The sequence below is a fragment of the Rothia sp. HMSC058E10 genome, from assembly GCF_001809415.1.
In the GTDB taxonomy this organism is placed as follows: Bacteria; Actinomycetota; Actinomycetes; order Actinomycetales; family Micrococcaceae; genus Rothia; species Rothia dentocariosa.
The window spans coordinates 21,565-30,377 of record NZ_KV797643.1 but is presented as its reverse complement, the minus strand read 5'-3'; the positions used below and the strand labels follow the sequence as shown (position 1 = coordinate 30,377).

Sequence of the window (8,813 nt, the reverse complement as noted above, 5' to 3'; positions counted from 1 at the left end):
CCGTTTGAGCAAGAGAGTGGTATATGAACGATTGTGCGGTGTAAAGCCCGGGAGCGAAGAGATGCAGCAAGAGTCAAGAGTGTGCTTCGTCTGGCTCGTTACTCGCCAGCTTCAGAACGTTATGTACGTCCTTGCACGCTCGGATTAACGTCCCTTAGCCGCTACACCTCTTCGCCCCCGTTTTAGGAAGAACGCCGAATGATTTAGGGAATAAGGCCCAGGTTGCGGGCGTCATCCGCAGTGACCGGGTTTTCTTCCGCTTCAGGCTGAGCCACAGGACCGCCAGCTCCAGCCTGAGTAGGCGTCATATCAAAGTTGAGCTTCTTCAAATCACTGAGAGCAGGTAGCTCACTTAATATCCCATTGCCATTGAGATCTACCGAGACCGGAGAATTATCAATAACGCCGTTCCGGTTGAAATCGATGGGTTGATTTGCGGGCTGAGTAACGTCTTTCCCGTTTTTATCTTTGTACGTATACAGGTATTCGCCTGCTTGGGGGCCAAAGCCGTCGCGCTCGTTCAGTGCCCGTTCGTTAAGGGTCGGCATATCCTGCTGCAGGTATCCGAAGTATCGGGTTCCGTCCGCCTTGGGAATGCCAGTGAGCTGATAGTTGTAATTCATCACGCTGTAGTACTGAGGCTTGCCGTTTTCATCATTGGTGCCGCCGTGCTTCAGGTTGAGGTTATGCCCCAGCTCGTGAATAAAAGTACCCACGCGAATATCGCTGTTGGCACCGCCCCAGTAGGTTTTCCCAACGGTCACCATGAAACCGGGAGAGCCTAGAAGCCCTATTCCTGATGAGCTTCGATTTCCGGTTTCTTTGTTCACGTAGTAGTCGCCCCAGATCATGTAGTCGAAACCGCTGTTGTAGCGGGCAGAATCAAAATTACGAGCCCTGATATTTGCCAATTCCCCAGAAGACTTCATATTGTTGGTGAGCATTTGGTGCGGAACCTGGTTGCCGCCTCCCAAGTTATACTTGGCACTCCGGGCAGAACCTGCATCTAGGTGAAGATTAACGCCTGCCCTGCCGTCAGGGTTAGTAACATTCAAGTCAGCGAAAGACTGCACGATGCGATCCAGTTCTTCCTCACTGGCAAGCTCGCCAGGCATATAGTCCATCTCAACGAATACATCTTTGTGGTAGGGATTTGCATCCATTTTCTTGTAATCGACTTCAGGTCTACCATCACCATCAGCATCGTATCCGTTGATTTCCACGCTGTCGGAAAGCCCATCACCGTCAGTATCAGGTGAAGTCACCTTCGGGGCGACACCCGGGTTACCAGGGGCGACTGGCAACGTGTCTGCCGAGGCGGGCAGAGAATTCAGTGGGACAAGAAACACCAGGCTGACGAATGCCAGCATCAGGCGCGCTATAGTACGTAGTTTCATGAGAGATATTCCTTGTGTCGTTGTGTTGAGCGAGAGGAAATCTTTCTATGAGTGAGCGGTATTCATGGTAGGGAACCTATGGTGTGGCAGATTCCCACATGCGACGATGCGCATTAGTGGCATTGTGGTGCCGTTTGAGCAAGAGAGTGGTATATGAACGGTTGTATATGAATAACCGATAGATAAGATTTCACCTGCATCCTAGCACCGTAAAATTTTATAAATCTGTGACATAAAACAAGTTTTGGGAGCGGACCATATCACAGGAACAAGTAAAGGTTTCTGGCAACATAACCCGCTCCCGCACGCTGGCAGCATACAAGGCTAGCGAATAAGACCTTGCTCTCGTGCATCATCAGCCGTTATGAGATTAATCTCAATCTCTGGTGGAGGTTCAGGGATTATCTCACGTCCGTGACTGACGGCTTGGGCCGGGAACCGCATCGTTTTCAGATCGCTGGGTGCACTCAGAACGCTCTCGTATCCGTTGTTGTTGAGGTCTTTGGCGACGGGCACATCATCAATCTTACCGTTGTGATTAAAGTCTATGTTTCGATCTGCAGGTTTGCCCTCATAGAGGTATCCGCGAGCTTTGAAGCCGAACCCGCGCCGCTCACTGAGCGCCGACTCATCAAGGCTTAGCGCGTCCGTCTGGGAGTACCCAAAATAGAACGTTCCGTCTTTCTTAGGAACACCAGTGAGCTGGTAATCGTAGTTCATCACACTGAAGTAATGGGGTTTGCCGTTCTCACTATCATTGCCGCCGTGATCAAGACCCAAATTATGCCCAAGCTCGTGTAGGAAAGTGCCCACGCGAATATCGCTGCTGGCGCCACCCCAGTAGGTTTTCCCGACGGTCACGATAAACCCGGCTTTGTTCTTGTACCCCAAGCCCGATGAGCTGTTATGTCCGTGGTAATCACCCCAGATCATGTAATGGAAAATGCCCTCGCGGGCAGGGTTGAAATGACGGGCCTTAATACGTGCCCAATCGCCCATATTCCGCAGTCCCTGATGCGGCACCTCATTACCGCCGCCCAGATTGTACTTAGCGCTTCGGGCGGACCCAGCGTCTAGGTGCAGGTTAATGCCCGGTTTTCGATCAGGATTACTGATATTAAGTGTGGCGAAGGATTGCACGATTCGGTCCAAATCTTCTTCGCTGCCGAGCTCACCGGGCATGTAATCCATCTCGACGAATACGTCCTTATGGTTAGGGTTCGCACCCATCGCGGGATAATCGACGTCAATAGCGCCGTCACCATCGGCATCGTAACCGTACATCTCCCAAGAATCGAGAATACCATCGCCATCAGTGTCATAGGCGGGAACCGAGGCAGCGGAGGTGGGCAGGATATTCAGCAGCACCAGGCTGGCAACCGCCAGCGTCATGTGCGCCGTGCGACGCATCTTCATGAGAGTGAGTCCTTTAGATATGTATATGTTGAGTGAATACGAAATCTTCATATCGGCAGCCCGCAAGCCCAGAATGATGCGCCCATGCGGCGGTGAAACACAGAGACTCGCCGGAACATACACGCGACAATAGGCCCGAAATGAGCGCGGAATACAGAATATCTTCCGCATAATTTGAGGATGCTCAGATCCGGGTGAGTGAGCGTTTTATCGTAAAGATTTCATGTTTATCTTATATTGTTTAGGATTTCTGGGGTATATCCCGTAAAATTATTACTGGCGTGTAATCCGAGCGCCACTTATTCACCCAACCACTCATAGGAGTCATTGTGACCCACGCATCTACGCGGGGAGGTCTAACGCGCCGTCGTGTTCTGGCGGGCGCCGCATGGACAACCCCAATTATTGTTTCTTCCGCTGTAGTTCCGGCTTATGCGGCTTCGTATGATGACACACGCCCTGACTACGGTATTTTTACCCAGGCGTTCGTCACCCACCAGGAACTAGACACTAACAGTTTCCTGGGGCTAGATTCATTTAGCGGCCCGGTTGAGAACGAGCAGGCCAATGTTCCAGCAGGTTCCAGTGGTCTCTACTCGGCTGGCGGCGGTAAGTTTACCCCCGGCGGCAGCATCGGCAAGGCAAAGTGGGGCGGTGCAGGTTTCTGGTTCTCAGCACCCAAGGCAACCACTAAAGACGGCAAGCAGACATACTACTCGGGCACCACTACCCTACTCGCCGGTGCGCGCCTGCGCTTGGAGCACCGTTTCGTTTTCCCCGACTGGGCCGAGATCGACGGGGCAGAACCTCCGGGCTGGAATAAAAATACTGACGATTTTGCGGTTTCCCTCGCCGTTAACCCCACGTCAGAAAACGGCGATAATCCCCAGCTCGTCGCCTTCAACGGTGGTGCTATGTACGGTTACTTCAGCGAGATGACCGCCAACGGCAATGAGCTGATAGGCTACGTCGATATTACGCTTGACCATGATGTTGTAGCTTCCAGTCATAACGGCGGCGGGACTCAGGTCTACAACCAGATCTTGGCCAGCCAGTTCGGTACACATTTTGAAGATTTCTATCTCGAACGCTACGGTGTGACCACCACCTTGACGATCCTCAGCGGCACTCTGCGCTACGAACCTGAGAATGGTGCCCCCAAGAGTGATATTGACCTGACCGGTCAGCAGGCTGTGGCATCCATCGATCATGTTGGCGAACCTGAGAATCCAGATCCGAGCACTCCCAGCGACAAGTCAAAGTCCAACTCGACGGGATCAACGGGTGACCAGAAAAACAAGGATCAAGAGAGCGACTTCACCGTCCGTAACGATATTCAGATCGATCCTAACGACTGGTTATCCGGGCAGAAAAACCCTAACGGAGCCTCGAAAGGCTCAACCAACGCACAAAAACAGAACTAATCGGTAATTTTGGGTGAGTAAACGGCACTCCCGCCGGGTAAATCCTCTTGACGAGGCGCATCCCGGTGGGAGTGTTTTTCTTGTATTGTTCGCGAGCAGGTGGTTTTTGACCCGAGCAGGTAGGAGAATCCTACCTTGTCGGCAAAATCCTACCTGCTCGCGGGTATAGGGCGTGGGGTGGATGGCGGGCGCAATATTGCGGAATGTTACGAACGTGGCGCATACACGCGCAATATGACGGGGTGTCTTTGCACCTGCGCCAGCTACAAGGTTTACTAGATTGGTAATCCATCTAGAGCGACCGAGAGACCTGGCTCGACGACGTCGCAGCAACCTCGCCTGCGGTGGCGCATCATGCGCCTTCATAACGCCGAAGGTGCTAACGCCAGCAACCGATGGGAGATACTGTGGGACTTCCCTCCCCTTTTTCATTCACGAATCCTCTAGCACCCACCCCCAACCCCGCGCACGAATCTGACGAGGCGCGGGTAGCGTTCTGGGAAAAACAAGCCGAGCGCTTAAGCTGGGGCAAGACTTGGGACAACGCACACACCTTCCAGAAACCGCAGGTTATCGGAACCGATGCTGAGGGCATCGAAGAATACTCCGTACCCGAGATTAAGTGGTTCGAGGGCGGCAAACTCAACGTCGCCTACAACTGCGTGGACCGCCATGTGGAGGCGGGCCGCGGCGACAAAGTAGCCCTCTATTTCGAGGGCGAACCCGGCGATCGTGAAGCTATCACCTACGCCGAACTGCAGCGACGCATCGCCCGCGCCGCCAACGGCCTGCTCAAACTCGGCGTGCGTAAAGGCGACCGCGTGGTGATCTACCTGCCGGTTATTCCCGAAACCATTATCTTCACGCTTGCGTGCGTGCGCATCGGCGCAATTCACTCACTCGTATTTGGTGGGTTCTCGGCGGAGGCGCTGAAATTCCGGGTGGAAGACACCGGCGCGAAGGTTCTGATCACCACCGACGGGCAGAACCGCCGCGGCAAGGTCGTGCCCGTGAAGGTGAATGCCGATGAAGCATGCTCGGGTGAGAACAATATCGAGCATGTGATCGTGGTGGACCGGACAAGCGCCGCAGACCCCGTGGCGCACGCGCAGGTTCCTTGGACGACCGGGCGCGATATTTGGTATCACGACCTGGTGGACGATCAGCCCGATACCCATGAGTACGAGCTGCATGATGCCGAGGACCCGCTGTTTATCATTTATACCTCTGGCACCACGGGCAAGCCCAAGGGCCTGGTGCACACGATGGCGGGGTATTTGGTGCAGACCGCATACACTCACGCGCTGCTGTACGATCTGCTGCCGGACTATGTGGATGACGACGGGGTGCTGCGCCCCGATGAGCTGTCTGCCGTGAACGACCCGGCGAAGGTTGAATCGACTGTGCATTGGTGTACCGCCGATCTCGCGTGGGTGACCGCGCACACCTACGAAATCTATGGTCCGCTCGTGAATGGGGTTACCGAGGTTATTTTCGAGGGTACCCCCAATACTCCGCATTATGGCCGTCATTTCGAGGTTATCGAACGCTACGGCGTCACCAATTACTACACCGCTCCAACCCTGATTCGTTCCCTCATGGGGGCTTTTCCTGACGGCCCCGAACCCGGAAAATACGACTTCTCAACTGTGCGTCTGCTCGGGTCTGTGGGCGAGTCCATTAACCCTCAGGCGTGGAAGTGGCTGCGCAAGCACGTGGGGGGGGGTACCGCATCGTTTATCGATACGTGGTGGCAGTCCGAAACCGGCTCGACCATATGCTCCCCGCGACCACATGACCCCGCCTTCGCGCCCGAAGGGGCCTTCCCCGAAGGTACCCCGCGCTGCACTCCCCTTCCCGGATGCGCCACCCGCGAAGTCCCCGGGGTCTCGGTACGCGTGGTGGACGAACACGGTAACCTCGTTGAGCCCGGCAAACAGGGCTTCATTGTGGTCGATAAGATCGGCCCCTCCATGGCGCGTACCGTCTGGGGCGACCCGCAACGCTACCTAAATTCCTATTGGAAGCACTACGGTACGCGCGGCTGGTTCCTCGCCGGTGACGGCGCGAAGGTCGATGATGAGGGCAATGTGTACATCCTGGGGCGCATCGACGATGTGATCAACATTTCCGGGCACCGCCTTTCGACCATCGAAATTGAGTCTGCGCTCGTGACGCACCCGGCCGTGGTGGAGGCTGGTGTGTGCCCCGTGGAGGATGAGCTAACCGGTCACCAGGCAGTCGCCTATGTGACGCTCACCGACGAAGGCCGGGCACTCACCGAAGACGAGCTGAAGGCTGTACTCACTCAGCATGTGCGCGAGCATATTGGTCCTATCGCTAAGCCTAAGGATGTGGTCGCGGTCGCCGATATTCCTAAGACTCGTTCGGGGAAGATTACCCGCCGTCTGCTGGGCGAGCTATACCAGGGGCATAAGTTGGGCGATATTTCTTCGCTTCAGAATGAGGAGGCGCTCGGCGCTATCGCACAGGTGCTCGTAGACACCGGGCGAGTAGACCCGGATGCGTTCACCGAAGAGCAGGCGGCATAGGGGTTACGCTCGGCAGCGGCATCGCGCCGAATCTGATGGAAGGGGTCTCTGCGAGGGCGAACGTTGTACGGAAGTAGCCCCAATATCCTTAAAACTACAGTGCGGCATATAACCTGCTGGTTATATGCCGCACTGGCTATATACACTAGTAAAATAATATATTCCTCAAAAGGAATTATGGCTTAGAAGGATTTTTTGCGTCCTTTTTTCGAAGAAATCGGTTGCGTCTCGTCTGCGGGGCGTGCCTCGGTGGAGGCCGTCACCTCCGCATCAGGATCGGTACCGGAAGAGTTTGAGCCGTCCCATGCCGAGTCAACTTCCGTTTGTGGCTCAGCGGCATTCTGCCCGGATGCCCACGCACCTTTATCCACCGGCTTGGCGAAGAAGAGACACGCAACCATGCCCACGACTGCCAGAACCAGCGCTAGCATCAGTGAGTCGTTCATCGCGGTGGCGATAGGTTCACGTAGGAAGTCGGGAACCTGACCGCCAGACATTCCTTCGCCGCCGACGGCGGGGGCGTTCATGGCGCTTCCGCCGGCGCCTGAGGGGCGCATCCGCTGCATGGTCTGCGCAATCTGGTCGGCGATCAGACCGCCCATGAGAGTGGCGATACCCGCCGAACCGAGCACACCGGCAACCTGACGAGTTTCGTTATACACGCCCGACCCTGCACCGGCTAAACGAGGCGGCAGGTTGCGGGTTGCGGTCACCGCTAGCGGACCCCAAATCATAGAGTTGCCGATACCCAAGATCGCAAAGGGTATGAGCAGAAGCGCGAGGGGTTGATCCGCCGTCATCAGAGCCCGCAGAACAACAAATCCGACTACCAGCAGGGCAAACCCTGAGACCGCATACCATTTGGGGTTTGACGTGCCTAAACGCTTGCCAATGACCGGAGAGAGCGCACCCGAGAACAGGGCGAGCGGGGCGGTCATGAGTGCTGCCTGGGTGGGGCTCATACCGCGCACCTGCTGGAAATAAATGGTAGTTGGGAATGCCATTGTCAGGGTGTGTGCACCCATTGCCGCGATAGCAATATTCGATACCGAGAAGTTGCGGTCTTTAAACAGTCCCAGCGGTACCAACGGTTCTTTGCGGTTAACAGCCTGCCACACGATAAAGAGGGTGAACACGATGATGCCCGCGATAATCATGCCCCATACGCTTACCGGGATTCCGGTTCCCCACAGCGACTCGGTGATAGTGCCCCAGTCGTAGGTGGATCCCTCCTGAATACCGAAGACCATTAGGAACAGGCCGATAGCGGAGAGAACCACGCCCAGCCAGTCGAAGTTGTGCTGTTTGGAGGGGAAATGCGGGATATTCCGTACCGCCAGATAGGTGCCGACCACACCGATAGGGATATTGATGAAGAAGATCCACGTCCAGCCGGGACCGTCCACGAGCAGACCGCCAGCGATAGGGCCCACGAGCGATGCGATACCGGCCGCCGCGCCCCACACGCTCATTGCCACCCCGCGTTTATGCGGCGGGAACATGAGCGTAATAATGGACATGGTTTGCGGGGTCATAATTGAGGCGCCTATCCCCTGCACCACGCGCGCAACGATCAGCATCTCCACATTGGGCGAGAGCCCGCACCACAGCGAAGAGAGGGTAAAGACCACCATACCGAGCAGGTACATCTGCTTCTGCCCGAACCTATCGCCCAGGCGACCGGTAATCAGCAGCGGCACCGCATAGGCGAGCAGGTAGGCGCTGGTCACCCAGATCACGGCGGAGAGCGAGGCGTTGAGCTCATGCTGCATATGGGGCAGCGCCACGGTGACGATAGTGGTATCGAGCAGGATCATAAAGAACCCGATCACGAGTGACCACATGGCAACCCACGGCTTCTCGGCGGTTTGCTCCATTGATGGTACGCTGCGGTGCGTCTTTGATGCGGCTGGCTCTGCCATAAATCCCCTGCCTTGTCTTCTCGGCGGTACCGCTGGGCAATAAAAACCTAGCACTTCATCATAACGCCGGCTTGAGCCCCGCACGAGAATTCTCATCATGCG

5 protein-coding genes and 1 riboswitch are annotated in these 8,813 nt (G+C 55.7%); of the genes, 2 read left to right on the top strand and 3 right to left on the bottom strand.

Annotated elements, in window-relative coordinates:
* Window positions 1-203 precede the first annotated feature (203 nt).
* On the bottom strand, window positions 204-1,397 hold the full coding sequence (locus HMPREF2609_RS09540) for a C4-dicarboxylate ABC transporter substrate-binding protein (RefSeq protein ID WP_070536594.1): 1,194 nt from the start codon (window positions 1,395-1,397) through the stop codon (window positions 204-206).
* A 324-nt stretch (window positions 1,398-1,721) separates the two neighbouring features.
* Window positions 1,722-2,813 carry a zinc metalloprotease gene (locus HMPREF2609_RS09535; RefSeq protein ID WP_070536592.1) on the bottom strand — a complete coding sequence of 364 codons (1,092 nt, stop codon included), beginning with the start codon at window positions 2,811-2,813 and terminating at the stop codon, window positions 1,722-1,724.
* Between the two features lie 329 nt (window positions 2,814-3,142).
* Here HMPREF2609_RS09535 and HMPREF2609_RS09530 point away from each other — a divergent pair, with 329 nt between their 5' ends.
* Both HMPREF2609_RS09530 and HMPREF2609_RS09525 read left to right on the top strand, forming a co-directional pair.
* Entirely contained in the window at window positions 3,143-4,237 is a 1,095-nt protein-coding gene (locus tag HMPREF2609_RS09530) for a hypothetical protein (protein WP_070536590.1), read from the top strand.
* Between the two features lie 285 nt (window positions 4,238-4,522).
* Window positions 4,523-4,639: riboswitch (SAM riboswitch) on the top strand.
* A gap of 5 nt (window positions 4,640-4,644) precedes the next feature.
* On the top strand, window positions 4,645-6,789 hold the full coding sequence (locus HMPREF2609_RS09525; RefSeq protein ID WP_070536731.1) for an AMP-binding protein: 2,145 nt from the start codon (window positions 4,645-4,647) through the stop codon (window positions 6,787-6,789).
* 182 nt (window positions 6,790-6,971) lie between these two features.
* On the opposite strand, the gene HMPREF2609_RS09520 is transcribed toward HMPREF2609_RS09525, so the two are convergent.
* Window positions 6,972-8,711 carry an MFS transporter gene (locus tag HMPREF2609_RS09520; protein WP_246825643.1) on the bottom strand — a complete coding sequence of 580 codons (1,740 nt, stop codon included), beginning with the start codon at window positions 8,709-8,711 and terminating at the stop codon, window positions 6,972-6,974.
* Window positions 8,712-8,813 lie beyond the last annotated feature (102 nt).